At 65.2% G+C, this 26,611-nt stretch carries 24 protein-coding genes, 1 tRNA gene and 1 pseudogene; 18 read left to right on the forward strand and 8 right to left on the reverse strand.

Annotation, left to right across the window (positions count from 1 at the left end):
- The first annotated feature begins 31 nt into the window (after window positions 1–31).
- From M0765_RS15370 to M0765_RS15380, 3 genes are read left to right on the forward strand one after another with little or no spacing between them, the layout of a single operon-like run.
- Complete coding sequence (locus tag M0765_RS15370) at window positions 32–1,045, forward strand: glycosyltransferase (protein ID WP_258508279.1); 1,014 nt, start codon at window positions 32–34, stop codon at window positions 1,043–1,045.
- Window positions 1,045–2,304, forward strand: coding sequence for a hypothetical protein (locus M0765_RS15375; RefSeq protein WP_258504437.1), 1,260 nt, complete (start codon window positions 1,045–1,047; stop codon window positions 2,302–2,304). The genes M0765_RS15370 and M0765_RS15375 overlap by 1 nt, the downstream gene beginning before the upstream one ends.
- A gap of 3 nt (window positions 2,305–2,307) precedes the next feature.
- Entirely contained in the window at window positions 2,308–3,537 is a 1,230-nt protein-coding gene (locus M0765_RS15380) for a lipopolysaccharide biosynthesis protein (protein ID WP_258504438.1), read from the forward strand.
- 52 nt (window positions 3,538–3,589) lie between these two features.
- Here the strand turns inward: M0765_RS15380 and M0765_RS15385 are convergent.
- The 3 genes and pseudogenes from M0765_RS15385 to M0765_RS15400 form a co-directional block, all read right to left on the reverse strand.
- Window positions 3,590–6,675: pseudogene (locus tag M0765_RS15385) on the reverse strand (YjbH domain-containing protein).
- Window positions 6,672–7,295, reverse strand: coding sequence for a YjbF family lipoprotein (locus tag M0765_RS15395; protein WP_258504441.1), 624 nt, complete (start codon window positions 7,293–7,295; stop codon window positions 6,672–6,674). Before M0765_RS15395 ends, M0765_RS15385 begins: the two are co-directional and overlap by 4 nt.
- 134 nt (window positions 7,296–7,429) lie before the next feature.
- The gene (locus M0765_RS15400) at window positions 7,430–7,726 is read right to left on the reverse strand and encodes a hypothetical protein (protein WP_258504442.1); all 297 of its coding nucleotides are present in this window, start codon (window positions 7,724–7,726) and stop codon (window positions 7,430–7,432) included.
- Window positions 7,727–8,021: 295 nt separating this feature from the next.
- Here M0765_RS15400 and petA point away from each other — a divergent pair, with 295 nt between their 5' ends.
- From petA to M0765_RS15430, 6 genes are all read left to right on the forward strand, one after another.
- Window positions 8,022–8,639 carry a ubiquinol-cytochrome c reductase iron-sulfur subunit gene (gene petA, locus M0765_RS15405; RefSeq protein WP_258504443.1) on the forward strand — a complete coding sequence of 206 codons (618 nt, stop codon included), beginning with the start codon at window positions 8,022–8,024 and terminating at the stop codon, window positions 8,637–8,639.
- 14 nt (window positions 8,640–8,653) lie between these two features.
- Window positions 8,654–10,090: a cytochrome b gene (locus tag M0765_RS15410; protein WP_258504444.1), complete on the forward strand. Its 1,437-nt coding sequence runs from the start codon at window positions 8,654–8,656 to the stop codon at window positions 10,088–10,090.
- A 29-nt stretch (window positions 10,091–10,119) separates the two neighbouring features.
- Window positions 10,120–10,893 carry a cytochrome c1 gene (locus tag M0765_RS15415; RefSeq protein WP_126745571.1) on the forward strand — a complete coding sequence of 258 codons (774 nt, stop codon included), beginning with the start codon at window positions 10,120–10,122 and terminating at the stop codon, window positions 10,891–10,893.
- 95 nt (window positions 10,894–10,988) lie between these two features.
- Window positions 10,989–11,600: a glutathione S-transferase N-terminal domain-containing protein gene (locus M0765_RS15420; protein WP_062473683.1), complete on the forward strand. Its 612-nt coding sequence runs from the start codon at window positions 10,989–10,991 to the stop codon at window positions 11,598–11,600.
- 30 nt (window positions 11,601–11,630) lie between these two features.
- Window positions 11,631–12,218: a ClpXP protease specificity-enhancing factor gene (locus M0765_RS15425; protein ID WP_258504445.1), complete on the forward strand. Its 588-nt coding sequence runs from the start codon at window positions 11,631–11,633 to the stop codon at window positions 12,216–12,218.
- 34 nt (window positions 12,219–12,252) lie between these two features.
- Window positions 12,253–12,328 (forward strand) — tRNA-Thr (locus M0765_RS15430).
- Between the two features lie 94 nt (window positions 12,329–12,422).
- Here M0765_RS15430 and M0765_RS15435 read toward each other — a convergent pair.
- Window positions 12,423–12,824 carry a hypothetical protein gene (locus M0765_RS15435; protein WP_258504446.1) on the reverse strand — a complete coding sequence of 134 codons (402 nt, stop codon included), beginning with the start codon at window positions 12,822–12,824 and terminating at the stop codon, window positions 12,423–12,425.
- Window positions 12,825–12,976: 152 nt separating this feature from the next.
- On the opposite strand from M0765_RS15435, the gene M0765_RS15440 reads away from it, so the two are divergent.
- The gene (locus tag M0765_RS15440; protein ID WP_258504447.1) at window positions 12,977–13,765 is read left to right on the forward strand and encodes a YoaK family protein; all 789 of its coding nucleotides are present in this window, start codon (window positions 12,977–12,979) and stop codon (window positions 13,763–13,765) included.
- On the opposite strand, the gene M0765_RS15445 is transcribed toward M0765_RS15440, so the two are convergent.
- The 3 genes from M0765_RS15445 to M0765_RS15455 form a co-directional block, all read right to left on the reverse strand.
- Complete coding sequence (locus M0765_RS15445) at window positions 13,740–14,762, reverse strand: SDR family oxidoreductase (protein WP_258504448.1); 1,023 nt, start codon at window positions 14,760–14,762, stop codon at window positions 13,740–13,742. The two genes, M0765_RS15440 and M0765_RS15445, sit on opposite strands and share 26 nt — an antisense overlap.
- Window positions 14,763–14,975: 213 nt before the next feature.
- Window positions 14,976–16,697: a single-stranded-DNA-specific exonuclease RecJ gene (gene recJ / locus M0765_RS15450; RefSeq protein WP_258504449.1), complete on the reverse strand. Its 1,722-nt coding sequence runs from the start codon at window positions 16,695–16,697 to the stop codon at window positions 14,976–14,978.
- On the reverse strand, window positions 16,694–17,662 hold the full coding sequence (locus M0765_RS15455) for a hypothetical protein (RefSeq protein WP_258504450.1): 969 nt from the start codon (window positions 17,660–17,662) through the stop codon (window positions 16,694–16,696). The genes recJ and M0765_RS15455 overlap by 4 nt, the downstream gene beginning before the upstream one ends.
- 88 nt (window positions 17,663–17,750) lie before the next feature.
- On the opposite strand from M0765_RS15455, the gene M0765_RS15460 reads away from it, so the two are divergent.
- From M0765_RS15460 to M0765_RS15470, 3 genes are all read left to right on the forward strand, one after another.
- Entirely contained in the window at window positions 17,751–19,007 is a 1,257-nt protein-coding gene (locus M0765_RS15460; protein WP_126745577.1) for a lipoprotein-releasing ABC transporter permease subunit, read from the forward strand.
- Window positions 19,000–19,764 carry a lipoprotein-releasing ABC transporter ATP-binding protein LolD gene (lolD, locus tag M0765_RS15465; protein ID WP_258504451.1) on the forward strand — a complete coding sequence of 255 codons (765 nt, stop codon included), beginning with the start codon at window positions 19,000–19,002 and terminating at the stop codon, window positions 19,762–19,764. Before M0765_RS15460 ends, lolD begins: the two co-directional genes overlap by 8 nt.
- Window positions 19,765–19,857: 93 nt before the next feature.
- Window positions 19,858–20,451, forward strand: a complete 594-nt coding sequence (locus M0765_RS15470; RefSeq protein ID WP_258504452.1) for an ATP-dependent Clp protease proteolytic subunit — start codon at window positions 19,858–19,860, stop codon at window positions 20,449–20,451.
- A 19-nt stretch (window positions 20,452–20,470) separates the two neighbouring features.
- On the opposite strand, the gene M0765_RS15475 is transcribed toward M0765_RS15470, so the two are convergent.
- Complete coding sequence (locus M0765_RS15475) at window positions 20,471–20,857, reverse strand: RidA family protein (RefSeq protein ID WP_055803740.1); 387 nt, start codon at window positions 20,855–20,857, stop codon at window positions 20,471–20,473.
- 185 nt (window positions 20,858–21,042) lie between these two features.
- Here M0765_RS15475 and M0765_RS15480 point away from each other — a divergent pair, with 185 nt between their 5' ends.
- From M0765_RS15480 to M0765_RS15500, 5 genes are all read left to right on the forward strand, one after another.
- On the forward strand, window positions 21,043–22,617 hold the full coding sequence (locus tag M0765_RS15480; protein WP_258504453.1) for an ABC transporter substrate-binding protein: 1,575 nt from the start codon (window positions 21,043–21,045) through the stop codon (window positions 22,615–22,617).
- 43 nt (window positions 22,618–22,660) lie between these two features.
- Window positions 22,661–23,602: an ABC transporter permease gene (locus tag M0765_RS15485; protein ID WP_258504455.1), complete on the forward strand. Its 942-nt coding sequence runs from the start codon at window positions 22,661–22,663 to the stop codon at window positions 23,600–23,602.
- 8 nt (window positions 23,603–23,610) lie between these two features.
- Window positions 23,611–24,450, forward strand: coding sequence for an ABC transporter permease (locus tag M0765_RS15490; RefSeq protein WP_126745583.1), 840 nt, complete (start codon window positions 23,611–23,613; stop codon window positions 24,448–24,450).
- Window positions 24,450–25,487 carry an ABC transporter ATP-binding protein gene (locus M0765_RS15495; RefSeq protein WP_258504457.1) on the forward strand — a complete coding sequence of 346 codons (1,038 nt, stop codon included), beginning with the start codon at window positions 24,450–24,452 and terminating at the stop codon, window positions 25,485–25,487. Before M0765_RS15490 ends, M0765_RS15495 begins: the two co-directional genes overlap by 1 nt.
- 146 nt (window positions 25,488–25,633) lie before the next feature.
- Window positions 25,634–26,611, forward strand: coding sequence for an ABC transporter ATP-binding protein (locus M0765_RS15500; RefSeq protein ID WP_258504458.1), 978 nt, complete (start codon window positions 25,634–25,636; stop codon window positions 26,609–26,611).

Below are 26,611 nucleotides of genomic sequence, written 5' to 3' on the forward strand. Positions count from 1 at the left end.
CCTCAAGGGCGGGCTGGAAACCTATCTGCGGATGGTTTCCGGCTTTCAGCAGAACTCCCCCGTGATCACCCAGGCGAAGTTCGTCTTGCCCGGACCGGTGGAGTGGCTCAGTTCACAAGACACCCACGTGGTGCCCACGGCGCGCAGCCCCTTGGCGCTTGCGAGCTACGCCGCGGAAGTCAGGAAGATCATCCGGACCGAGCGGCCCTCGGTTCTTCATCTCCACAGTTCGATTGCCGGCGGGGTGGTGCGCGCCATGGCGCTGCTCGGCCAGGTGCCGCAAGAGACAAAGATCGTCTATTGCTCGCACGGTTGGGCATTCGACCAGATCGGCCCTTCGTACAAGAAGTCGATCTATCGCTGGGCCGAATGGCTGCTTTCGTATTGGACCGACGCGATCATCTGCATCAGCGACCATGAGCTGCGCATCGCCGAAAAATTCGGCATCAAGCGATGCAGGTGCATTCCGAACGGAATCACACCCGCGGCGCTGGGTCATGAACAGGTTGCTGCCCCGGAAGAAGTTTCGCCGCGGCAAAGACAAATCTTGTTCGTGGGTCGGCTCGACCGGCAGAAGGGCATTGACCTGCTGCTCGATTCCTATGCCCGCGTGCGGCCAAGATTCAAGCTGGCCATCGTCGGCGGCGCTGTTCGAAACGATCTTTCCCTGGCCCATTCCGATGAGATCGAGTTCAAGGGTTGGCTCGAAAAGGACGAACTCGACGCCGCATACCGGTCTTGCGACGCGGTCATCGTGCCCTCGAGATGGGAAGGCTTCGGCTTTGTCGCTGTGGAGGCAATGGCACGAGGCAAGCCGGTTTTTGCCTCCGCCGTCGGCGGGCTGGTCGACATTGTCGAAGACACGAAAAACGGACGGCTGTTTCCGCTCGATCGCCTGGACGAAATGCTGCGCGAAATCGATCAGATCCCGAATGAAGACCTGGTGCGAATGGGGCAGAACGGGCGAAAGATCTTCGAAGAAAAATACACCGCCGACCGAATGAACTCGGCCATCGTCGATCTCTACAAGGAGTCGGTACTTTGATGAGATCTTCATCCATGGTTGGAATCGTCAGGCTCTTCTGTGCGGTGATGATGCTTGCCGCAATCTCGCTCCCGGCACAGGCGCGGGGCGTCAGCGAGCTGAGCACCGAATATCCGACCGCGCTGAGCGTGCAGATCGATCCGGGCGACATATCGGACGAAGACCTGAACGAAATCAGGGCGGCGGGATTCGAGTTCGTCCGGTTCGGCGTGCGGCCGCCGCTGAAAAGCGTCAACCCCGCAATGATCGATTACTCGAAGCTGATCCGGCGCGTACGCAATGCCAGGCTCGAAGCCATCGTGACGCTGTTCGGCGGCAGGGAGATCTGGGGGCACGATTCGTCGGACCAGCAGGCCGGTGGGCAGAAGGAAAAGCTGTTCGCGAACTTTGCGGCCGAATTCATGAACGCACACGCCGCCGACGTGGCGGTGTGGGAGCTGTGGAACGAGCCCGACCACAAGACCTTTCTGAACCCGGCGCTTTTCTCGAACTTTGAAACTGCCACGGCCGAGTTTTGCCGCAGCATCGCGCAGTTGAAGAACCCGCCGAAGATCGTCATGGGCTTCGGTTTTGCGAAGCTTCCCTTCAACCAGGGGCAGGTTCCGCCTCAACTCGAAAACGCTTTCGTCTCGGGAGCCAAGGCCAACTGCCTGACGGACGTATCGATCCATCCATACCGCTCGGTGCCTGAAACGGCGGTTGCCGACTACGGAAAGCTGCGCACAAAGCTCGACCAGATGCAACTCGGCAAGGTCGGCATTGTTGCTTCGGAGTGGGGTTATGCGTCCTACCTGCCGGTGCGTGACCGCAATGCACAGGCCTCGCTGATCTTGCGCGAGTACCTGACCAATGTGGCCGCCGGCATCAAGCTCTTGAATCTCTATGCATGGAAGGACCGCGGAACCTCCGTGGTTTCGAGAGAAGACAACTTCGGGCTCAAGTCCAAAGGGGGCGAGAAGAAGGAAGCCTTCTCCAGTCTTTCTGAATTCCTCAAGATCGCCAGAAACTCCAGAAAGGTTTCTTACGACAACGCCTCCGGCCTGAACAAGCTGGTGCTGAGTCGCGGAAATTCATTGCTGCATGTGGTGTGGACGCAAAGCTCGGAGCAGAACGTTCTGATGGCGGCCGACAAGGGAAAGAAGTGCACGCGCGTCGACTTCTTTCCGCAGGTGCGCCACGGGAGCTGCGGCAGTCCGGTCGAAGGGGGCTTTGCCGTGAAGGCAACCACTTATCCGGTTCTGTTCTCGCTGTCGGACTAGTGAATGGCGTCGTTCGCGGGAATCCGAAAACGCCTGGGAGGTCCGATCTATGCAGTTGCAGACCAGTGCATCTATAGCGCGAGCCAACTGCTGCTGAGCTTTGCGTTGGCGCGGGCGTTGTCGCCTTCGGACTTCGGCATTGCTTCGGCTTTTCTCGCAATCGTCAGCTTCCAGTACATCCTGCATACGGCGGTGGTGCATGAGCCGCTGTTGATCAAGCGCTACTACGCAAGTCGCTCGGCCGCCTGGTGGAGCTGGGCGCTGGTTGCCGCGGTGTCCATTGCCGGCTTTCTGGTGTGGCAGTTCACCGGGTTTCCGGGGCCGCTGAACTGGGCCGGCGTGGCATTGATCATCGGCTACGAGATCTTCTGGATTTCTCGCAGCATCCTGCTCGTCGGGCGCCGGTTCGCGGTGCTCTGCATATCGGGCGTCCTGATCAGCATCGGCTATGTGGCGGTGCTGATCGGCCTGAAGCCCGCTTCCTGGACGCAGGCCCTTCTATGGATTGCCGTCATCCAGCTGCCGTTCTCGCTCCTGATCGCAGGCAGCCTGAAAAACGTGATTGCGCCCCTGCCGGCGCCGGCCAATGCGCAGACGCTGACCCTCAAGGAGGCGTCGGCCTATGGTTGGAAGGCGAGCCTGTCGCAGCTCATGAGCTGGATCATGACGGGCGGCGCCATCTTGCTGCTGGGTTCTTCGGCCGATTCGGCGCAGGGCGGCTTGCTGAAGATCTACATCACCTTCTTGCTGCCCATGCAGTACGTGCTGCTTGCGCTGGGCTACTACATCCTGCCGAAGCTGGCGACCAACTGGAAATCCGACCATCGGAAAGACGCTTTTCGCCTGTTCATCAAGTTCGTCGCCTTCGGATTCGTGGTGGCGGAAATCGGCGGCGTATTGCTGGGCCTGCTGGGGCCTCATCTGGTGGTGCTGGCCTTCGGCAAGAACTACGGTGGAATGGATTTTTCGCCGTTTTTCTACGCGCCCGCAATCTTCGGCCTCACGATGTGCCTGCGGACCGGCTTCAGGGCCGCTGGCCGCCCTGGCGCTCTCTTGTGGTGCTCTATCTTCGGTGCGCTGGTGTTCGCGGCGTGCATGCTCATGGCCAAGCCCCCGATCTCCTACATCCAGACCATCAACGCCATGACGCTGGGCTTTGCCTGCATGGCGGTCGCAATGATGGCCTGGCTGTTCTTCATCATGCGCGCCCCCGCTGCGCCGCAGGCTCGCTGAACCTGGCGACGCAAGGGGCGCAAGGGACAGAAGGGGCGAAAGGGCGCGAGCCCTAGCGCCGTTCGAACTTCAGGATGTTGTCGCCAGTGCCCGGGGCACCGCTGTCCGGCGGGCCGAACTTGAATGCGCTCGGGTCGCGCGCGGACGTCATTTCGTACAGCGGGTGGATGCGGCCCAGGCGCGCACCGCCGTCGCGCACCAGCGGTGCCCATGCGAAGTTGGCGGTGAACTTGTTCGAGCGCGGCAGCAGCGCATCGAAGGGCACCGAGATGTAGATGCCCTTGTCGAAGCTGCCTTCGCCGAACTGCCTTGCCGAGATGTTGGTCTTGGTGGCGTAGGCGCCGAGCACCACGCCGTTGTCGAAGCGGCGGCTGATGTCGATGGTGACCCCGCGGTCGCCCGCCAGGTACTGGCCCGCGCTGATCTTGGCCAGGACGCCGTTCCAGCCGGTGTCCCAGTAGAGGGTGGCGTGGCCGGTGTTGACCTTGTAGTCGCGCAGGCCGAAGTCCTGGTCGAAGTCGCGTTGCCGCACATGGTTGAAGTCGATGCCGATGGCCATGCGGCTGCGCCATGGCCGATAGAGCCATTCCGCGCCGACGCCCGCGTACATGCTTTCCAGCGCACCGCCGTACACGCTGTAGTACTGGTTGTCCGTAAGCCGGCCGACGTGCGTCAGCTGCAGCACCGGCATGGTCAGACGCTTGGCCGTGACGAACTCGCGCTGCAGGGTTCGCACGCGGGGCAGGTTGCTGGGCGCCGTGTAGGTGAACTTGTCGAAGTTGTCGAGCAGGCGCAGGTTCAGCGCACCGTTCACCCACGTGCTTGGCGTGAAGCGGTATTCGGCAACCGCCTGCACGCCGATCTGGTAGAGCACGAACGCATTGGGGCCGCCCAGGATCTGGCCGAGGCTGGGTGTCAGGCCGATGCTGAACTTGGGGGTGCGGCGCTCCCACGGCGCGAGCGCCTTGTTGTCGTCCGCAATGCCGGGCGCGTCCCGCGATGCGATGGCCGCATTGGCATTCGAAATGTTGGCCGGCTGGAAGTCGGCGCCGATGGGCGGGGGCGCATAGTCGCGCTGGCTGGCCGCACGCGCTTCGCTCGGCGTTTGCGCCTGGTAGTGCGCCGTGACCCATTCGTTCCGGTCGACCACTTGCGCATGCATGGGCAAGCCGCGTTCCGAGTAGTGCAGGACGAAGTTCTTGATGGTGCCCGGCGCGTCGCGGTGCAGCACGGCAATGATCTGCTCGACGCGCGCGTTGCGGTACACGGTGGCGCTTTCTGTGATCCACACGTGCAGCATCTGGCCCTGCGGCGCAATGCGCTGGACGGTCCACTCGGTGCGGCTTTCGATATCGGCCGCGGTGGCCGCCCAGCCTGGCGACGTGGCGGGCGGTGTCGGCGAAAAGCGCGGCGCCGGCGGGTCCGCCGTCTTGGGCATCTGCATGTTCGCCAGGTTGGTTTGCAGCGTGAGGCCCACCATCACCTTGTTGCCGCGCTCCAGGCCGGCCGAGAAGGTCACGCCGGGGGCGTAGCGGTATTCCAGGCCGATATTGATCGGCGAGCGCCGCGGCTGGTCGTTGTTGAGCGGCTCGTTCTTGTAGTTGTTGCCTTCGAACTCGAGCTTGAGCGTCAGCGGGTCCCAGGGCGTGCGCCACTGCACGCCGCCGAAGAGCGCGGTAGGGCCGCGAAAGAGCCGGCCGAAGTTGGCGCCGCCCCATGTCGTCTCGCTCACGCGGGTCTTGAAGCGGCTGCTCAGCAAGCCGAAGGGATTGCTGATGTTGCCGCTGCTCCCCATGTAGCCCCAGCCGATGCCGAGGCTGAAATCCAGGTCGCCGTGGCGCTTGCTCGCCACCAGGTACTCGGACGAAAAGAGACCGGTACCGCCGATGTCGCGAAAGCCCAGCGCCACCTCGGGGAGGTAGGCCGACTCTTTCCACAGCCGCGCCTTGAAGTCGATGCTCTTGTCCTTGTAGTCCTGGTTGCTCAGGCCGATGCCGTAGATGCGGTTGCCGATGGACGTGTAGCGGAAGCCGGCTTCCAGCCAGTCGAGCGGCTGGAACATCACGTTCAATCGCGTATAGGGCGAGACATGCGTGATGGAGGTGCGCATGTCGCCCGTCTGGCCCATGCGGGCCGAGGGCGTCTGCAGCAAGCCGGTTTCGCCCCAGTCATTGCCGCTGGGCTGCAGCGGGCGGTACTGCGGTGCCGCCTCGGGGCGCACCGAAACCGTGGTGGGCTGGAAGGGGGTGGCCGGGGGAGAGGGCTCTGCCGCCAATGGAATGGGAATGGCCGCAGGTGCCGCCACATCAGATGCGGCAACCGCTGGGGGCGTAGCCGTAGCCGGAGCTCCTGCCACGGCAGGCCCCTGCGGCGATGGTCCCTGCGTGGCCAAGAACTTGATCATCCCCTCGGAAACTGCCTCCAGGTCGTCCTTGCCGCGGGGCGCCGCCCATACCCAGGCGCCGGGCGCCGGCTCGTCCGACGGATGCGCATTCCACTTTGCCATGCCGACACGCGCGGTGCGGCCGTCGGGCTGCGCCACCCAGGCCCAGTCGTGCTTGCCTTCGGGATCGCAGGCCGCCACGTAGTCCCATGCCGTGCGGCCGGGTTCGTGCGCCACCTGGCAGAGCCGCCCGTCGGGCTGCACCACCGAAATGGTGTTCAGGACCGGCGGAGGCGCAATGAGCTGCTGCCCGGCCGTGAGCACCGGGTCTTCTTCGGGGTGCGCCTCGAGCCAGCGCGGGTCCACGATGCCGAGCGCAACCCGGCCCGTGACGGGAAGGTTCTGCAGCCATGCGATCAGCTGCTGGCGCTGGGCGTGTTCGGCCCGGGGGCGCGCCGCCTGGCGGCCTCGAGCCGCAGCAGCACCTGGTTCTTCAGGAACTGCTGCGCCAGCCGCTCCTGTGGAACGCGCCATGACAAGCCAGGGGCGGCCGATTCCGTCGGCTGCCGCAGCAGCCACGCACTCAGCCGCTCGCCCGGGCGAATGTCGGCGTCGTTGGCCGGCGTCTTGTTGTCGACGGGGCCGCTGCCCAGGGGCTGGGCCGCCGCGGCGCAACTGGCCGCGAGCGCGCAGGCCACCACCGCGCGAAGAGGCCAGGGTTTTCTGCCGGAGCCACGAAGAAGCAAACGGCTCATGTACCAGCGCTCGCCGCTGCGACGGGTGCTGGGGAAGAAGGCGTCCACTGCTCGAAGCTCATACACAGATCATTGGAAATACATTGCTCGGAATAAACGACCCGAGGGGTGCCGCCCGCTTGCGAAACGCCGAAGCGCGCGGGGGGCAGCGAGGCGCTTGCCGGCCGGGAAACGCTGCGCTCCTCGTACCAGCGCAGGGAAGCAGCGGGCGTGCCAGCCAAGGCGACTTGCTGCGGTGCGGCAATCGGCGCCAGCACGATCTCGTCCCGAATACCGAAACGGTAGCCCGGCATCATGTCGCGCTGGCGTTGGTAGGCTTTCGCGGAAGGCGGGCTGCTCGCATCGGCAGTCCAGGCGGGCAGGCCCGAAAACCGCACCTCCCGCCAATCGGTGGAAAGACCGGTGGTTCCCACCAGGCGTCCATCGAGCAGCCTGACGACCTCGCCGCTGCCGCTGTACCAGACTTCGACCGCGCCTTCAGGGCGCTTGTCTATATAGCCGAGCACCATGAACACCGTCTGGTCGCCGGTGGCTACGCGCAAATAGCGGTAATTGGGATTAAAGGCGGGCGGGGGCGCCGAAGGCGCGCCGCTATATATATGCCGTGCCGTTGCCAGCATGGCAGAAGATCCGGAAGAACAGCCGCCAACGCCCAAAAGAAATGCCGCCAAAAGACAGCATTCAACAAGTCGCGTGGCGTGGCCAACGCGCGGACTTTTCAGCGAATGCCCTCCCGTCAGGAGGGCCCGCACGATCAATTCGTGCCGGTGGTACCTGTGCCGGTGCCGCCCGTACCGCCGGTGCCGCTGCCGCCACCGCTGTTGCCGCCGTTGCCACTGGCCACGGCAGCTGCCAGGCCGACGCTGGCTGCGATGCCGCCAGCCTGTCCGGCGGTAATGCGGCCGAATGCGGAATTGGTTGCGCCGGTAGCGCTGGCCGGCTGCGGGCCGGGCGTTTGAACGGGAGGCGTCGGGGTCGGGGCTTGCGCCAGAGCCGAAGAAATGCTCAAGGCTGCAATGGCGGTTGCGAACACCAATGGCTTAATTCTCATGGCAAACATCCTCTCAATTGACGATTAACAGTTGAGAGAAGATTAGCAGCTAGCGAAGTGTGCCGCAACTAATTTAGCCTTTTGCAACCATTTGCCGGTGCAAATCGTTGTGACGAAATGTCGTCTAAATAAGTTGCAAATAAATACTAATTAATTGTTCTTAGTCGATCTTCCAGAGCGCCCGCCGGCGACGCATTCGCACGTGCTCGGGCCTGGCGGCGTTGAATATGCCCGCAACAGCCCGCTACAATCGCCGGTTGACCCTGCTCCAGCGAAGAAGACTTAGAGGATCCCCATGAGTGACATGACCTCCGGCTCCCCCCGGATCGACACAAGCAAGCGGACGTGGTTAATCGCATCCAGCTGTGCCGGCGTAGCGGGAGGCGTGGCCACCGCGATTCCCTTCGTGAGTACTTTCCAGCCCTCCGAAAAGGCCAAGGCCGCGGGCGCTGCGGTCGAGGTGGACATTGCGGGCCTCAAGGTCGGTGAGAAGATCACCGTCGAATGGCGCGGCAAGCCCGTCTGGATTCTCAAGCGCTCGCCCGAGCAGGTTGCCGAGCTCGCCAAGCTCGACGGCCAGCTGGCCGATCCGCTCTCCAAGCGGCACCCCGACGAGTTCACCCCCGAATACGCGCAAAACCAGCACCGCTCCATCAAGCCCGACGTGCTGGTGGTCGTGGGCATCTGCACCCACCTCGGCTGTTCGCCGGTCGACCGGCTCCAGGCCGGTCCGCAGCCTTCGCTGCCGAACGACTGGGAAGGCGGGTTCCTGTGCCCTTGCCATGGCTCGACCTTCGACTTGGCCGGCCGCGTCTTCAAGAACAAGCCCGCGCCTGACAACCTGCCGGTGCCCCCGCACATGTACGTGTCGGACACCAAGTTGCTCATCGGCGAAGACTCCAAGAAGGCCTGAGGCAGAAGAAGAACATGGCTGAATTCCACGAAATTTCCCCCAACGCGCCCGCCGGCGAGAAGCTGCTCAACTGGGTCGACAACCGCTTCCCGCTGACCAAGCTCTGGAACGACCAGTGGGGCAAGTACTACGCGCCGAAGAACTTCAACTTCTGGTACATCTTCGGCTCGCTCGCGATGCTGGTCCTCGTGATCCAGATCGTGACCGGCATCTTCCTGGTGATGCACTACAAGCCCGACGCGAACCAGGCGTTCGCATCGGTCGAGTACATCATGCGCGACGTGCCCTGGGGCTGGCTCATCCGCTACATCCACTCGACGGGCGCCTCGGCGTTCTTCATCGTGGTGTACCTGCACATGTTCCGCGGCCTCATGTACGGCAGCTACCGCAAGCCGCGCGAGCTGATCTGGGTGTTCGGCTGCGCGATCTTCCTGTGCCTGATGGCCGAAGCCTTCATGGGTTACCTGCTGCCGTGGGGCCAGATGAGCTACTGGGGCGCCCAGGTGATCGTGAACCTGTTCGCCGCCATCCCGTTCATCGGTCCTGACCTGGCCCTGCTGATCCGCGGCGACTACGTGGTGAGCGACGCCACGCTCAACCGCTTCTTCAGCTTCCACGTGATCGCCGTGCCGCTGGTGCTGCTCGGCCTTGTGGTGGCTCACCTCATCGCGCTGCACGAAGTGGGTTCCAACAACCCCGACGGCATCGAGATCAAGGCCAAGCGCGGCCCTGATGGCCATCCGCTCGACGGCATTCCGTCGCACCCGTACTACACGGTGCACGACATCTTCGGCGTAGTGGTGTTCCTCACGATCTTCTCGGCCGTGGTGTTCTTCGCGCCCGAAGCAGGTGGGTACTTCCTGGAGTACAACAACTTCATTCCGGCCGATTCGCTCAAGACGCCCAACCACATTGCGCCGGTCTGGTACTTCACGCCGTTCTATTCGATGCTGCGTGCAACCACCGACGACATGGTCAACGTTTTCGCGCTGATCATCGGCTTGGCCGCCATCCTGAACTTCGTCAAGGGCAAGTCGGGCACCGCGCTGAAAATCGCGGTCGTCGTGGTGGCGGCCGTGGCGATCTTCCTGCTCAAGGCGTTCGACGCCAAGTTCTGGGGCGTGGTCGTGATGGGCGGCTCGGTCATCATCCTGTTCTTCCTGCCCTGGCTGGACAAGAGCGAAGTCAAGTCGATCCGCTATCGTCCGGGCTGGCACAAGTATGTCTACGGCGTCTTCGTGTTCCTCTTCCTGATCCTGGGCTACCTGGGCATCCAGGCGCCCGGCGTCTGGGGCAACCTGGTCATCGGTTCGTTCGCGCTCGACATCGCGCAGACCATCTCGCAGATCGGCACGCTTTTCTACTTCGGTTTCTTCCTGCTCATGCCCTGGTGGAGCAGCAAGGGCGAGTTCAAGCCCGTGCCCGACCGCGTGACCTTCGCCGCCCATTGAGAAGCCCAAGAGAGCTCGAGAGAAACACGATGAAGAAAAGCATTTCTGGCTGGCTCGCGGTTGTGGGCCTGGCACTGGGCCTGACCTTTTCCGCAGCCGCCTCGGCCGAATCTGGCGGCATTGCATGGGACAAGGCGCCCAACAAGACCACCGACGTGGCCTCCCTCCAGAACGGCGCCAAGCTGTTCGTCAACTACTGCCTGAACTGCCACTCCGCGGCTTTCATGCGCTACAACCGCCTGCAGGACATCGGCATTTCCGAGCAGCAGATCAAGGACAACCTGCTGTTCTCGACCGACAAGGTCGGCGAGACCATGAAGGCCAACATCGATGCACGCCAGGCCAAGGACTGGTTCGGCACCACGCCGCCCGACCTGACGCTGGTCGCGCGCTCGCGCGCCGGCCACGGCGGCACCGGTGCCGACTACCTGTACACCTACCTGCGCACCTACTACCGCGACGACACCAAGGCCACCGGCTGGAACAACCTCGTGTTCCCGAGCGTTGCCATGCCCAACCCGCTGTGGGAGCTGCAAGGCGAGCGCCGTCCGGTCTACGCCAAGGTCGAGCAGCACGGCCACGCAACTGAAGTGTTCAAGGGCTGGGAGCAAGTTACCCCCGGCACCATGACGCCGCTGCAGTTCGACAATGCCGTGGGCGACCTGGTGGGCTACCTGCAATGGATGGCCGAGCCGGCACAGAACACGCGCATCCGCATCGGCGTGTGGGTGCTGCTGTTCCTGGCCATGTCGTTGGTTTTCGTGTGGCGACTGAACGCCTCGTACTGGAAAGACGTCAAGTAGTTCCGTCCACGCCGACCGGGCGCCCCGTGCGTCCGGTCCCACAGAGTGGGTTGCCAACGCGACCCACTCTTTTTGATTTTTAGGAGTCTCTCGCCATGATGGTCTTGTATTCAGGAACGACCTGCCCCTTTTCCCACCGCTGCCGGTTCGTGTTGTTCGAAAAGGGCATGGATTTCGAAATCCGCGACGTCGACCTCTACAACAAGCCCGAAGACATCAGTGTGATGAACCCGTACGGCCAGGTGCCGATCCTGGTCGAGCGCGACCTGATCCTGTACGAGTCGAACATCATCAACGAGTACATCGACGAGCGCTTTCCGCATCCCCAGCTGATGCCCGGCGATCCGGTCGACCGCGCCCGCGTGCGCCTGTTCCTGCTCAACTTCGAGAAGGAACTCTTCGTGCACGTGGCCACGCTCGAGAACCGCACCGCCAAGGGCAACGAGAAGGCTCTCGAAAAGGCCCGCTCGCACATTCGCGACCGCCTTACGCAGCTCGCACCCGTGTTCCTCAAGAACAAGTACATGCTGGGCGACAACTTCTCGATGCTCGACGTGGCCATTGCGCCGCTGCTCTGGCGCCTGGACTACTACGGCATTGACCTCAGCAAGAACGCAGCGCCGCTTCTGAAGTACGCTGAGCGCATCTTCTCGCGCCCGGCTTACATCGAAGCGCTCACCCCGTCCGAAAAGGTCATGCGCAAGTAAAACTGCGTCAACCGTTCTCCGCTGTCTTTCATGATCAACGCGCTCGAGTCGTCCTCCACCCGCCCGTACCTCATCCGGGCGCTGTACGAATGGTGCACCGACAACGGGTTTACGCCCTATGTCGCGGTGCAGGTCGACGACACCGTCCAGGTGCCGCGCGAATACGTGAAGAACGGCGAGATCGTGCTGAACATCAGCTTCGACGCGACCAGTTCGCTCAAGCTCGGCAACGACTTCATCGAGTTCAAGGCCCGTTTTGCCGGCAGCGCGCGCGAGATCATCGTGCCCGTGGGCCGTGTGATCGCGATCTATGCACGCGAGAACGGGCAGGGCATGGCCTTTCCGGCTCCCGTGCCGGCAGGCAGCGGCGCAGAGGGCGGTGCTTCCACGGGCGCCGCGGCGCCTTCGCCCCAGGGGCCCGCGCGCATGCCGCTGCGCGATGCGTCTCGCGGTACCGAAGGCGATGCCGGCAAGATCGTGCACCTGGTAACAGGTGAAGACGCGGATGAGATGGTCGATGTCGGCGACGATTCCGGCGCATCCTCCGAGCCGCACGACGAGCCGCCGCGCCCTCCAGCCGGTGGCGGCAGCCGCCCCTCGCTCAAGCGCGTGAAGTAGGCGTATTTCGCACCGCTAAAATCCCAGGATTCGTGCCGCTTTAGCTCAGTTGGTAGAGCACCCGCCTTGTAAGCGGAAGGTCGTCAGTTCGATTCCGACAAGCGGCACCATATATCGAAGATCCCGGAAAAGGCATCTGCCTTGGCCGGCAAGCAAAAAGGGGCGATTTCTCGCCCCTTTTCATTTTTCGGCGGCCGACAGAAATCAGCAACGGCCTTTCTTGGCTTGTCCCGGTGGGCAATGCGCGTGCCCGCCGCCGCCGTGGTCACCGCCATGATCCGCGTGGCGAGGCCGCTCCGCCCGGCGCCAGTTGCCTTCCATCCACCGCCATCCGCCGTCCGCCTGAACCCAGCGACCGGGCGCATAGGCGTAGTCCGGCCGTGCAGCCTGCCAGAAGCCGGCGCGCCAGACATAGGCGCGCTGGTTCCATTGCCAGTGTCCCGGCACCCACACCTGGCCGGACCTGGGGCCCGGCATCGGCTCATAGCGAGGCGCGGGAGGCGCAACCTGGACCAGGGGCAGGTTGATGTTGACCGAAACCTGTGCCACGGCCGGCACGGCAGACGCGGCGAGCGCGGCGGCGATCAGAAGAGCAGAGACTTTCATCGGAACCTTTGAATATGTGAACACGTATGCACAACGCAGACCGGTGCAAAGTGTAGTCAGCGCATTCCCAGGTGGCGCCGCATCGAAAGCGTGATAGCCCGGGGCCGTTGCTCCTGCCGGGTGCTAGAGTCGAAAGCGCAAGTTGCACGCCGATGCGCAGACTCCGCTTTCTTACCCACCGCCACCGCGCCCCTTCGACGAATCGGGTGCTCGGGCTTCTGCTGGCCTTCAATGCCGGCGCGGTGAATGCGGGAGGCTTTCTTGTGCTGCACATGTATACGTCGCACATGACGGGTTTCGCGTCGCAGTTCGCCGACAGCCTGGTGCTGGGCAACACGAAGCTGCTGCTGAATGCGCTGGGAGCCATCCTGGCGTTTCTTTCGGGGGCAGCCGTCTGCGCGATTCTCGTGAACTGGGGCCGCCAGCATCGCTTGCGCAGCGTCTATGCGGTACCGCTGCTGCTCGAGGCGGCGCTCATGTTTCCGTTCGGCCTGATCGGGGCCATCACCCTGACATGGCCCACGCCGTTTGCGGTGCCGCTCACGGTGCTGTTGCTCTCATTCATCATGGGCTTGCAGAACGCGGTCGGCTCCAAGACCTCCGGCGGCAGCATCCGCACGACCCACATGACGGGCAACATCACCGATGTGGGCATGGAACTGGGCAAGCTGCTCTACTGGAACCGCCATGCAACGCCCGAACGGGCGATGGTGCGCCACAACCGCCGCAGGATGCAGGCGGCGGGCGGGCTGATCGGCATGTTCGTGCTGGGCGGGATCGTCGGCGCACTCGGTTTCAGCTACCTCGGCTTCGTATGCGTGGTGCCGCTCGCGGCATTGCTGTTGGCCGTCTCGGTGCCGCCTCTGGTGCAGGACGTGCCGCGGTCCAGAACACTGCAGAAACTATTGGCGGCACTCAAACCGCGCCCACGCTGCCCGTGATCGGCAGCACGATGCCGGTGATGTAGCTGGCGCAACTCGGCGCGGCCAGGAACACATAGGCGGGGGAGAGCTCCTCGGGCTGTGCCGGCCTTTGCATGTCGGTGTTCTTGCCGAAGTCCTTGACCTTTTCGGGCGGGCTGTCCGCGGGATTCAAGGGCGTCCACACCGGCCCTGGCGCCACCGCATTCACGCGGATGCCCTTGGGCAGCAGGTTGCTGGCCAGCGACTTGGTGAAGGCGTGGATGGCGCCTTTGGTCGTGGAGTAGTCGAGCAGGTGCGCGCTTCCCTCGAGACCCGTGACCGAGCCGGTGTTGATGATCGACGAGCCCTGGCCCAGGTGCGGCACCGCGGCGCGCGCCATCTGGAAATAGCCGAACACGTTGGTCCTGAGCGTCAGGTCGAAGCGTTCGTCGGTAATGTCCTCGATGGACGCCGCATGCAGCTGGAAGGCCGCGTTGTTCACCAGGATGTCGAGCTTGCCGAAGGCCTCGATGGTCTTGTCGACCGCTTCGCGGCAGAACGCCGGATCGCAGACGTCGCCCTTGATCACGATGCAGCGCGCGCCTTCGTCCTCCACGTGCCGCCGGGTTTCCTCCGCGTCCTCGTCTTCATCGAGGTGCACGATGGCCACGTCGGCGCCTTCGCGTGCATACAGCAGCGCCACGGCGCGCCCAATGCCCGAGTCGCCTCCGGTGATCAGTGCCGTCATGCCCTCGAGCTTGCCGCTGCCCTGGTAGTCGGGTGCCTCGAAGCGCGGCCGCAGCGCCATGTCGGCTTCCTGGCCGGGCTTGCTCAGGTGCTGGGCCGGCATCGGGTTGGCCGGCTGCGGGCGCGAGCCTGCCTGTGCGGGCTGGCTGGACTTCTTGGCAGCGGGTTTCGCGCTGTCCTTTTCATCTTGCTCGCGCTGGACTTCCCGATGCTTGGCCGCCGTCTGGGCGGGTCCCGCGGACTGGAATGACTTGGCGGATTTGGGAGGTGATGCGGTGGTCGATTTCATGGTGCCTGGGCTCCTGCATGTGAAAGACAACCGTAGAACCCCGTCGCGCGGCCCGCGTAGGAATCCGTCTCGAATGTGCGCGCACCGATGCCGACCAAGGGGAGTTTCGTGCCTGTTTCAGAAACACCGCGGAACCGGCTTTGCCGGGCCGCTGGTGTTGCCCCCGGTAGGGGGAGGGAGTAGCGACACGAAGTGCGCGAAGCCTGGGGCGAGCTAGATTTCAGCGCCCTCGACCAGGAAGCGCACGCGGCGCACCCCCTGCCACTCATCGGCATCGAGCCTGAAGGCGAGCTTCACGCGTGCGGGCAGCGGGTCGGTATGGCCGAACCAGATGCCGTCGACCGGGTGGCCCTGGTGCCGCAGCTTGAGCGCCAGGTGCTTTTCGCCGACGAGGCGTTGCGACACCACCTCCACTTCCTCGCTGAAGGTGGGCGGCGCAAAGCCCTGGCCCCACACCTCGCGGTGCAGCGTGTCGACGAGGTCGATGCGCATGTACTCGCGCTCCAGCGGTCCGTCGGTGTCCAGGCGCCGGGTCAGCGTGGCTGCGTCGAGCCACTCGTGCGCCACCTCGGCCAGCGCGCGCTCGAACACCTCGAATTTCTCGCGCGCCACGGTGCAGCCCGCCGCCATGGCATGGCCGCCAAAGCGCAGCAGCACGCCCGGATGCCGCTTGGCCACGAGGTCGAGCGCATCGCGCAGGTGAAAGCCCGGAATCGACCGGCCCGAGCCCTTGAGCTCGTGCTCCTTGCCCGGTGCGCCGCTCGCGGCAAATACGAAGGTCGGGCGATGGAAGCGGTCTTTCAGGCGCGAGGCCACGATGCCGACCACGCCCTCGTGGAATTCCGCGTCGAACACGCTGATGGCGGCGGGCGGTGCTTCGCCGCCCTTCGCATCGGGGCCGAACAGCGACTCGGCCAGCATCAGTGCCTGGTCGCGCATGCCGCCTTCGATGTCGCGCCGCTCGCGGTTGATGCCGTCGAGCATGCGCGCGAGTTCGTCGGCGCGGCCCGCGTCATCCGTTAGCAGGCACTCGATGCCCAGCGTCATGTCGGCGAGGCGTCCGGCCGCATTGATGCGCGGCCCCAGTGCAAAGCCGAAGTCGAAAGTGGTGGCCACGGCAGCATTGCGCCCCGCCGCCTTGAACAGGGCCGCAATGCCCGCCGGCAGCGCGCCAGCGCGAATGCGCCTGAGGCCCTGCGCCACCAGGCGACGGTTGTTGGCGTCGAGCTTCACCACGTCGGCCACGGTGCCAAGCGCCACCAGCGGAAGCAGCACGTCGAGCTTGGGCTGCGTGGCCGCCGTGAACACGCCGCGCGTGCGCAACTCGGAGCGCAGCGCCAGCAGCACATAGAACATCACGCCCACGCCGGCAATGCTCTTGCTCTCGAAGCCGCAGCAGGGCTGGTTGGGGTTCACCAGCACATCGGCGGCCGGCAGTTCGGGGCCGGGCAGGTGGTGGTCGGTCACCAGCACCTGCAGGCCGCGCGCCTTGGCGGCGGCCACGCCTTCGACGCTGGCAATGCCGTTGTCCACGGTAATCAGCATGTCGGCGCCGCTGTTTGCGACGCGCTCGGCAATGGGCGGTGTAAGGCCGTAGCCGTCGACCACGCGGTCGGGCACCAGGTAGCTCACGTTCTTTGCGCCGAGCAGGCGCAGGCCGCGCACGGCAACCGCGCAGGCAGTGGCGCCGTCGCAGTCGTAGTCGGCCACGATGCACAGGCGCTTGTCCTGCGCCATGGCATCGGCCAGCAGCACCGCGGCCTCGCGCGTGCCGTGCAGCGTATCGGGCGGCAGCAGGCGCGCCAGGCCGTCGTCGAGCTCGTCCTTGGCCAGCACGCCGCGCGCGGCAAAAAGGCGGGCCAGCAAGGGGTGTACGCCGGCCTGCTCCAGCGCCCAGACCGTGCGGGGCGGAATTTCCCTGGCGATGATCTTCATAGGGCCTCAAGCACCGCAGGGGCGCGTGGCCGGTCGAACAGGCTCTTGGCCCAACCCACCAGGCCGCGCTGCTGTACCGCATAGCGCTGCGCCGCACGGTCGCCGCACAGCGTGAGCGTGATGTCGGCACCCGCGGTGTAGTCGGCCAGCAGGCCGGCGACGGGGCCCGCATCCAGCGCTTGCCATGCCTGTGCCCACTCTGGCCCGTCGTCGCGCAACGCGGCCACGCGCAGCGCGTCGCTCACGGTGGGCGCGGGCATGGCGGGAGAAAGCGGGTCCGCCTGCAGCGCGCCGGTGCCGCTGAGCCAGAAGGAGTTGATCGGCGGCACGCCGCGGGCGGCGCGGTCGTCGTTCACGCGTTGGGTGTAGAGCAGCATCTGCATTTCATTCTGGAGGCGGCGCAGCGGCCGCGCGGCTTCGGCCAGAGGCGACCACTGCGAAATCGGATGGCCCACCGCACGGTCGATCGATGCCGTTGCCAGGCCGTCGAAGATGCGTGCGCGCGCCAGCCAGCGGCCGGGGGTGGAAGAGGGGTGCAGCGCAATGCCGTCTTCCTCGAAGAAAGGATGGGCGGCAGCCAGCAGCGCGGCCGATTCGGCGGCATCGATCTCGATGGCGGACGGGTCGCCCAGCACCACGTCGTCGATGCCCACCTGCCAGTTGCACAGCGACACCAGGCCCCAGCCTTCGCGGTCGCCGGGCTCGGCAATGCCGATTTGCCTGGCTTCGAGCGCGGCCCAGGGAATGCAGCCGTCGGCTGCGGAAATGCCCAGCGCCGCGGCCAGCGCCCTTTCATGGGGCGGTGAGCGCGTGCTTTCGTCCTGCGTATCGGTCTCCACCAGAGAGAGCCGGGAGAGCAGGGACTCGAGGTTGGGCAGCCGAAGCGATGGCAGCGCGGCGCGGCATGCAGGGGAACCGCGGCCGGCAAAGGGAATCAACAGATGACGTGGGAGAGGTTCGGCCATTCCCCTATTGTCCGGGAATGCCACAATCCCGGGGATGCAACGCCCCGAAGCGCCCTTGGCGCCGGAAGCGCGTCAAAGAACTGGAAATATGCGACTTCCTTATGAACTGCAACTCGGCTGGCGCTACACGCGCGCAGGCCGGGCGACACGGCGCAACGGCTTCATCTCCTTCATCTCGGGCGTATCGATGCTCGGCATTGCGCTGGGGGTGGCGGCGCTGATCATCGTGCTCAGCGTGATGAACGGCTTCCAGAAGGAAGTGCGCGACCGCATGCTCGGCGTCGTGTCGCACATCGAAATACTTTCGCGCGACGGCCAGGCCCTGCCCGACATCGACGCCATCATGGCCGCGGCGCGCAAGAATCCCGAGGTGGTCGGCGCGGCTCCCTTCATTGCCACGCAGGCGCTCATCGCGCGCGGCGAGGACATGAAGGGCACGCTGGTGCGCGGCATCGTGCCCAAGCTCGAACCCGAGGTCACCGACATTGCCACCACCGCCCAAAAGGGCACGCTCGACAAGCTGGTGCCGGGTGAATTCGGCATCGTGCTCGGCGGCGAGCTCGCGCGGTCGCTCTTCGTGCAACCCGGCGACCAGGTCACGCTGGTGGCGCCCGGCGGGCAGGTCACGCCCGCGGGCGTGGTGCCGCGACTCAAGCAGTTCACCGTGGTGGGCACCTTCGATTCGGGCCACTACGAATACGACTCGGCCCTGGCCATGATTCACGCGGAAGACGCCCAGCGCGTGTTCAGGCTCGACGGGCCCACCGGCATCCGCATCAAGCTCAAGGACCTGAACGAGGCACGCGACGTGGCCGACCAGATGGCCGTCACGCTGCCGGGCCAGTTCCTCATTCGCGACTGGACGCGCCAGAACAAGACATGGTTTGCGGCCGTGCAGGTCGAGAAGCGCATGATGTTCATCATCCTCACGCTCATCGTGGCGGTGGCCGCGTTCAACCTGGTGTCCACCCTGGTGATGACCGTGACCGACAAGCGGGCGGACATTGCCATCCTGCGCACGCTGGGCAGCTCGCCGCGCAGCATCATGGGCATCTTCGTGGTGCAGGGCGCCATGGTCGGGGTGATCGGCACCGTGGCCGGGCTGCTGCTGGGGCTGGGCATTGCCTACAACATCGACGTGATCGTGCCCGCGCTCGAGCAGCTCTTTCATGCGAGCTTCCTGCCGAAGGACATCTACCTGATCAGCAAGATGCCGAGCGATCCGCAGCGCAGCGACATCATGCCGATTGCGATCATTTCCCTTGTCCTGGCCTTCCTGGCCACGCTGTATCCGAGCTGGCGCGCGAGCCGCGTCAACCCCGCCGAGGCCCTGCGCTATGAGTGAACGGACCCCCACGCTCGGCACTGACGTGTCCTCGCTGCCCCCTGAGGGGGCCGCCATTGGCTTGGGGCGGCCCGGCGCCAATGATGGCGTCGTCCTGAAGGCCCGCGGGCTCACCAAGCGCTTTCATGAGGGGCGCATCGACCTCACCGTCCTGCACGGCGTCGACCTGGACGTGCGCGCCGGCGAAACGCTGGCCATCGTCGGCGCCTCGGGCTCCGGCAAGAGCACGCTGCTGCACCTGATGGGCGGGCTCGATGCACCCACCTCCGGCAAAGTCGAGCTGCTCGGCAAGGACATCGCCCATGCCGACGCGGCCGAGCAAGGGCGCCTGCGCAACCAGCACCTGGGCTTCGTCTACCAGTTTCACCACTTGCTGCCCGAATTCAGCGCGCTCGACAACGTGGCGATGCCGCTAAAAATCCGCCGCACCGAGCCCGCGCAAGCGGTGGCTGCGGCCACCAAGATTCTCGAAAGCGTGGGCCTTGGCGGCCGCCTGCATCACCGGCCGGCCGAGCTTTCCGGCGGCGAGCGCCAGCGCGTGGCCATTGCGCGCGCACTCGTCACGCAGCCAGCCTGCGTGCTGGCCGACGAGCCCACGGGCAACCTCGACCGCAACACGGCCGACACCGTGTTCGCGCTGATGATCGAACTCGCGCACAAGCACCGCACCGCCTTCGTGATGGTCACGCACGACCAGGAGCTTGCAAAGCGCTGCGACCGCGTGCTGCAACTTGTGGCGGGACGTCTGGCGGGTTGAGTTGATGCCGCTTGCCACGCGTCCACGCAATGTCGGCGAAACTGTCTGTCTGTTCGGCAAGATGCCGTTCAACTACAGGAGTGCTTCTTGATCATGGAAACCGACGACGACACCACGCCCGCTGCCACTGCCGAGCCGCGCAACTCCTATCTGGAAGAAAAAGCCTTCAAGTCGCGCACGCTGCTGATCTTCGGCAGCATCACCGATTCGGTGGCCGCCGACGTGACGCGCAGGCTCATCGCGCTGGACGCCGACAGCAGCGAAAAACCCATCGACATTCTCGTGAGCTCGCCCGGCGGCCACCTGGAATCGGGCGATGCGATCCACGACATCGTGCGTTTCATTTCGGCCCCGGTGAACATGATCGGCACCGGTTGGGTCGGCAGCGCCGCCACGCACTTGTACCTGGCCGCGCCGAAGGAACGGCGCGTGTGCCTGCCCAACACGCGCTTCCTGATTCACCAGCCGAGCGGCGGCGCGGGCGGTCAGGCGACCGACATTGCCATCCAGGCGCAAGAGATCATCAAGGCCCGCCACCGCATCGCGCATGAGATTGCGCGCGAAACCGGCAAGCCGATCGACGTGGTGCTGGCCGACATCGAGCGCGACCGCTGGCTCTCGGCCGAAGAAGCGGTTGCCTACGGGCTGGTCTCGCGCATCATCCAGCGCAAGACCGAGCTGCTGTAGCAGCTGCAGCCCGGGCCGATTACTTCGGCTTGTAGGCCACCACGTCGATCTCGACCTTGGCGTCGACCATCAGGCGCGCCTCGGTGGTCGAGCGCGCCGGCTTGTTCTCACCGAAATAGCTCATGTAGATGCGGTTGAAGGCACCAAAGTCGCGCGCGTCCTGCAGCCACACGGTGCTCTTGCACACGTCGTCGAGCGTGGCGCCGGCGAGTGCGAGCACCTTCTTCAGGTTTTCCATCACCTGGCGCGTCTGCGCCTCGATGCCGCCCACCACGATTTCGCCTTCTGCATTGGCGGGCACCTGGCCCGACACGTAGATGAAATCGCCCGCGCGCACGGCGGGGGAGAAGGGGCGGGCCTGGCGGTCCGAGGCGACAGGCGGGGCGCCGAGGTATTCGAGCGGCATGGGAAAACTCCTGAAGTAAGAAAGAAGAAAAGAGGATCGCAAGTATCGATCTAATCTGAAAATTAGTTTCAGAAAATCCTGCAAACAAGGGTTAACACGGATGATTTGGCATGAATACTGCTTCAAAGTCCGGGCCGAAAAGAAAATTTCTTTCAAACACTGCCCGCCCCATGAAGGAGTTCCCCATGCCTCACGCCGGTCTTGTCCAGCGCCTGCCGCACCTGTCCAAGCGCAGCCTGCTGGGCGCTTCCCTGCTTGCGCTGCTGTGCGCCGCGTTGCCCCAACAGCCGGCCCAGGCCCAGGGCCCGCGCAACTTTGCCACGCTGGCCATGGTGGCCGAGCCGCAGACGCTCGACCCGATGGCCTCGACCGCCGACCTGGTCGGAACCATCATGCAGCACGTGTATGAAACGCTCTACACCTTCGACGCAAAGTGGAACGTGGTGCCGATGCTGGCCGAGACCATGCCCAAGATCTCCGCCGACGGCAAGACCTACGCCATTACCCTGCGCAGGGGCGTGATGCTGCACAACGGCCGCGAACTCACGGCCGACGACGTGGTGGCCAGCCTGCAGCGCTGGATGGACCAGTCGCCGCGCGGCAAGGCCGTGGGCAAGGAAGTCGAGAGCCTCAAGGCCAAGGGCCCGCTGGGCGTGGAGATCGTTTTGAAGGCGCCGTATGCGCCGCTGCTGTCGCAGCTTGCGCTGCCGAGCGGCATGGCCGCCATCATGGCCAAGGACTCCATCGCCTCGCCGCTGAAGGAGTTCGTCGGCACCGGCCCCTACAAGTTCAAGGAGCGCCGGCCCGACCAGTTCGTGCTGCTCACGCGCTTCGACAAATACGCAGCGCGCAAGGAGCCCGCAAGCGGCTACGGCGGCAAGCGCGAAGCAGCGATTGAAGAACTGCGCTTCGTGCCCGTGCCCAATGCGAGCACGCGCGTCGAAGGCGCCCTGGCCGGCCAGTACGACTTTGCCGACCTGCTGCCCGTCGAGGCGCTGCCCCGGCTCGAAAAAGCCGGTGGCAAGACCGTGCCGATCATGACGCCGTCGTTCGGCTTTCCGTACCTGGTGCTCAACACCAAGGAAGGCGTTGCCTCCAACCAGGCCATCCGCCAGGCCATTCAAACGGCGCTCGGCGAGGGCGAGATGCTCGCGGCCGGCTTTGGCGACACGCGCTTCTTCGCGGCCGAGGGCAACCACTTTCCGAAGGGCTCGCCGTTCTATTCGGCGGCCGGTGCCACGCTGTACAACGAGCGCAACGCGCCCAAGGCCAAGGAGGCCGCGGCCAAGGCCGGCTACAAGGGTGAGCCGATCCGCGTGCTCACCAGCCGCCAGTACGACTTTCACTACAACATGTCGCTCCTGATGGCCGAGCAGCTCAAGCGCGCCGGGTTCAAGGTCGACCTCAACGTGGTCGACTGGGCCACGCTGGTGCAGCGCCGCAACGATCCCAAGCTCTGGGATATCTACGTCACCCACTCGGGCCAGTTCCCCGAGCCGATGCTCTCGCCTCCGCAACTCGGCGACGGCGCGCCCGGCTGGTGGGACACGCCCGCCAAGAAGGCGGCGCTGCAGGCCTTCAATGTCGAAAGCGACCCGGCCAAGCGCGGCGCGCTGTGGGGCAAGGTGCAGCAGGTGGTCTACGAAGAAGTGCCGTACATCAACGTCGGCAAGTTCAACGGCCTCTCGGCCAAGAGCCCGGCACTCGACAACTACCAGCCGGCCACGTGGCCGTTCTTCTGGAACGCCCGGATCAAGTAATGGCGCCGTCCGCTTTCGCCTCGGCTCGACAAGACTGCACCCCATGATCCGCTACATCGCTTCCCGCGCCGCCGGCATGCTGGTGGTGCTCGCCATCGTGGCGGTGCTCGTCTTCGTGCTCACGCGTGCGGCTTCGGGCGATCCGGTGTCGGTGCTGCTGGGCGACCAGGCCACCGCGGCCGACATCGCCCGCGTGCAGAAGGAATACGGCCTGGACAAGCCTTTGCCCGTGCAGTTCGGCTACTGGCTGCGCGAGGTGCTGCAGGGCAACCTCGGCACCTCCATCTTCCTGCAGCGGCCGGTCACGCAGGCGCTGTGGGAGCGGGCCGAACCGACCACGCTGCTCGCGCTCATGGCCGTGGCCATTGCGGCGCTGATCGGCGTGCCCTGCGGCATCGTTTCGGCGGTGTTCCGCGGGCGCGTGGTCGACCAGCTGTTCACCGGCATCGCGATGCTGGGCGCCAGCATTCCGAGCTTCTGGCTCGGCATCGTGCTGATCCAGATCTTTGCCGTGTCGTTCGGCTGGTTTCCGGTGTCGGGCTACGGCGCGCCTGATGCGCCGTTCGCCGAGCGGCTGCATGCGCTGGTATTGCCTGCCACGGTGCTCGGCCTCTTGAACTCGGCGCTCATCATCCGCTTCACGCGGGCCTCGATGCTCGACGTGCTCGGTGAAGACTACGTGCGCACCGCGCGCTCCAAGGGCCTGAGCGAGAGCACGGTTGTGCTCAAGCATGCGCTGCGCAATGCACTGGTGCCCATCGTCACGGTGATCGGCCTCACGGTCGCGCTGATGATCGGCGGCGCCGTCATTACCGAAACCGTATTCGGCCTGCCGGGCGTCGGCAACCTGGTGGTGAGCGCGGTGCTGCGGCGCGACTACCCGGTGATCCAGGGCGCGCTGCTCGTGATCGCGGCGATCTACGTGCTGATCAATTTCTCCATCGACCTGCTGTATGCGGTGGTCGATCCGCGCGTGAAGGTTTGAGAGAAAAAATGCAAATGCCCCGAATGCTCCGCCAGCTGATGCACCGCCGCATCGTGATGGTCTCCGCGCTGGTGCTGCTGGTCATCGCGGTCATGGCCATCGGCGCGCCGTTGTTCGCCTCCATCGATCCCAACGACACCGCCGTGCTGCAACGCCTGAAGGGGCCGAGCGCCGAGCACCTGCTTGGCACCGACGAGTTGGGCCGTGACATGTACTCGCGCATCGTGCACGGTGCGCGCTATTCGCTGGCGATTGCGGCGCTCACCGCGCTCGGCGCGGTCGTCGCCGGCACCGTGCTGGGTCTCATGGCCGGTTTCTTTCGCCGCCTCGACGCGCCGCTGATGCGCGTGGTCGACGCGATGATGTCGTTCCCAGACATCCTGCTGGCCATCGCACTCGTCGCGATACTCGGCCCTTCGCTCATCAACACGGTGCTGGCGCTGGTGCTGGTCTACACCCCACGCGTGGCGCGGGTGGTGCGGGCCTCGACATTGGTGGTGCGCGAGCTGCTGTTCGTCGAAGCGGTGCGTGCATTGGGCGTACGCACCTCGCGCATCCTGTGGCGGCACATCCTGCCCAACCTGATGTCGCCGATCCTCGTGCAGGTGTCGTTCATCTTTGCCTACGCCATCCTGGCCGAGGCGGGGCTCTCGTTTCTCGGCGTCGGCGTGCCGCCCGAAATTCCGACCTGGGGCACCATGGTCGCGGGCAGCCAGCAGTACGCGCACCAGGCCTTCTGGGTGGTGCTGTTTCCGGGGCTCGCCATCATCTTTACCGCGCTCTCGCTGCAGCTGCTGGGTGACGGCGTGCGCGACCTGCTCGACCCCAAGCTCAAGAAGACGCTGTGATGACGACCCCCACGAACACACCGCGTCTCCAGGTCAGCAACCTGAGCACCAGCTTTCCCACCGAAGACGGCCTCATCCGCTCGGTGGCCGACGTGAGCTTTTCGATCCAGCCCGGCAAGACCACGGCGCTGGTGGGCGAATCGGGCTCGGGCAAATCGGTGACCAGCCTCACGCTGATGCGCCTCTTGCCAAAGACTGCGAATGCGCAGGTCAGCGGCTCGGCCTCTTTCGTCACGCGCGAAGGCAAGTCGCTCGACCTGCTGCAGATCGGCGAGCGCGAAATGCGCAGCCTGCGCGGCAACCAGTTGTCGATGATCTTCCAGGAGCCGATGACCAGCCTGAACCCGGTCTTCACCATCGGCGAGCAGATTGCCGAGAGCGTGCGGCTGCACAAGGGCCTCGACCGCAAGGCAGCCATGGCCCATGCGCTGCGCATGCTGGAGCTGGTCGAGATTCCGGCCGCGGCGCAGCGCATTCACGAGTACCCGCATCAGCTGTCAGGCGGCATGCGCCAGCGCGTGATGATTGCGCTGGCCATGGCCTGCGACCCGACGCTGCTGATTGCCGACGAGCCCACCACCGCGCTCGACGTGACCATCCAGGCGCAAATCCTCGAACTCATGCGCCGGCTGCAGGCCGAGACGGGCATGAGCATCCTCTTCATCACCCACAACCTCGGCGTGGTCGCGCACCATGCGGACGACGTGGTGGTGCTCTATGCGGGCCGCGTGGTCGAAAGCGCGCCCGTGCGGCCGCTGTTCGCGCAGCCTGAGCATCCGTACACCCAAGGGCTCCTGGCCTGCCTGCCGGGCAAGGCGCGCCTGCCGGGGCAGCCCAAGCCCAAGCGGCTGTTCGCCATTCGCGGCCAGGTGTCGAGCCCGCTTGCGCCGCCGCCGGGCTGTGCGTTCGAGCCGCGCTGCGACCATGCGGTGGCAGAGTGCAAGGAGGCGATGCCGCCGCTCATCGATATCCGGCAAGACCGCCAGGTGCGCTGCACTCGGGTGCAGCCGGATGCGCAACTTGCGAGGGTTGCATGAGCCGCCCGCCGCTGACCCCGTCTTGCTCCCTCCCCTTCCGGGGAGGGTTGGGGTGGGGGCTCTGGGCGGTGGAGACCGTCGCAACAATAAAACGGCCGCGTGCCCCCACCCCAGCCCTCCCCGGAAGGGGAGGGAGAAAGTCCACGATGACCACCGCCGCCCCTCTCATCGAAGTCCGCAGCCTCAAGAAATACTTCGGCAGCAGCGACCGCCCGGTGCGTGCCGTCGACGATGTGTCGTTCGCCATCCGCCCCGGCGAAACGCTGGGCCTCGTAGGCGAATCGGGCTCGGGCAAGAGCACCATCGGCCGCACCGTGCTGCGGCTCGTAGAGCGCACCGATGGCCAGGTGTTCTACCGCGGCGACGACATCGGCGCACTCTCGGGCGAGCGCATGCGCAAGCTGCGCAGCAGGCTGCAGATCATCTTCCAAGACCCGTATGCAAGCCTGAACCCGAAGATGCGCATCAGCGCCATCCTCGGCGAGGCGCTGTCCACGCACGGCTTGCACAAGGGCGCCGCCGCGCGCGACAAGCGCATTGCCGAGCTGCTCGAAACCGTGGGCCTGCGCGCCGAGCATGCGAGCCGCTTTCCGCACGAGTTCTCGGGTGGCCAGCGCCAGCGCATCGGCGTGGCGCGCGCGCTCGCGGTGGAACCCGAGTTCATCGTGGCGGACGAGCCGCTGTCGGCGCTCGACGTGTCGATCCAGTCGCAGGTCATCAACCTGCTGGCCGACCTGCGCGAGCGGCTTGGGCTGACCATGCTCTTCATCTCGCACGACCTCGACGTGGTCGAGTACCTGTGCGACCGCGTGGTGGTGCTCTACCTCGGCAAGGTGATGGAAGTGGCCGAGACCGACGAGCTGTTCGCGCGTCCCTCGCATCCCTACACCCAGGCGCTGCTGGCCGCGAGCCCGAAGCCCGACCCGACGCTGGCCACCGAACGCATCGCCCTCAAGGGCGACATTCCCAGCCCCATCTCGCCGCCATCGGGCTGCGTGTTCCGCACCCGCTGCCCCCACGCCATCGAGGCCTGCGCTCAGACCGTGCCGCCGCTCGAAGAGATTTCCGTCGGACACTACAGCGCCTGCATCCGCAAAGAGCTGCTCTCCAACAATGCCGCATGA

The organism is Variovorax sp. S12S4, assembly GCF_023195515.1.
Classification (GTDB): domain Bacteria; phylum Pseudomonadota; class Gammaproteobacteria; order Burkholderiales; family Burkholderiaceae_C; genus Variovorax.